Annotated in this window: 1 pseudogene; it reads left to right on the top strand. The window is 70.0% G+C overall.

The annotated features are described in order from the left end of the window. A pseudogene (locus ACIF9R_RS38350) lies at positions 1 to 1,016 on the top strand (alpha-1,4-glucan--maltose-1-phosphate maltosyltransferase); the annotation flags it as partial.

The following is a 1,016-nucleotide window of genomic DNA, read 5'->3' as shown; positions in this document are numbered from 1 at the left end:
CCCGTCTTGCGGGGGCGTTGACGCCGGAGGTGGCGGCGGTGCTGGCCCGGCATCCGCTGCGGGAGCTGGTCACCAGCAGCGACCCGCTGCCCCTGCTGGTGGAACGCGAGCGGGCCCTGTACGGCGCCTGGTACGAGTTCTTCCCCCGCTCAGAAGGCACACCCGAGCAGCCGCACGGCACCTTCACCACCGCCGCCCGCCGCCTCCCGGCGATCGCCGCGATGGGCTTCGACGTCGTCTACCTCCCGCCCGTCCACCCCATCGGCACCACCTTCCGCAAGGGCCCCGACAACACCCTGGACGCCGGACCCGACGACGTCGGCGTGCCCTGGGCGATCGGCTCCCCCGAGGGCGGCCACGACACGGTCCACCCCCGGCTGGGCACCCTGGAGGACTTCACCCGCTTCGTCGCCCGCGCCGGCGAACTCGGCCTGGAAGTGGCCCTCGACTTCGCCCTCCAGTGCTCCCCCGACCACCCCTGGGTGCACAAACACCCCGAATGGTTCCACCACCGCCCCGACGGCTCCATCGCCTACGCGGAGAACCCCCCGAAGAAGTACCAGGACATCTACCCCATCGCCTTCGACGCCGACATGGACGGCCTGATCACCGAGACCTGCCGGATCCTGCGGCACTGGATGAACACCGGCGTGCGGATCTTCCGGGTCGACAACCCCCACACCAAACCCGTCGTCTTCTGGGAACGGGTCATCGGCGAGATCAACCGCACCGACCCCGACGTCATCTTCCTGGCGGAGGCCTTCACCCGCCCCGCGATGATGCGCACCCTGGCCGAGACCGGCTTCCAGCAGTCCTACACCTACTTCACCTGGCGCACCACCAAACAGGAACTGACCGACTACCTCACCGAACTCTCCCGCGACACCGCCGACGTCATGCGGCCCAACTTCTTCGTCAACACCCCCGACATCCTGCACGCCTACCTCCAGCACGGCGGCCGCCCCGCCTTCGAGGTCCGCGCCGTCCTCGCCGCCACCCTCTCCCCCACCTGGGGC

The organism is Streptomyces sp. NPDC086080 (assembly GCF_044540255.1).
Taxonomy (GTDB): domain Bacteria; phylum Actinomycetota; class Actinomycetes; order Streptomycetales; family Streptomycetaceae; genus Streptomyces.
This window is presented reverse-complemented; position numbering and strand designations above follow the sequence as displayed.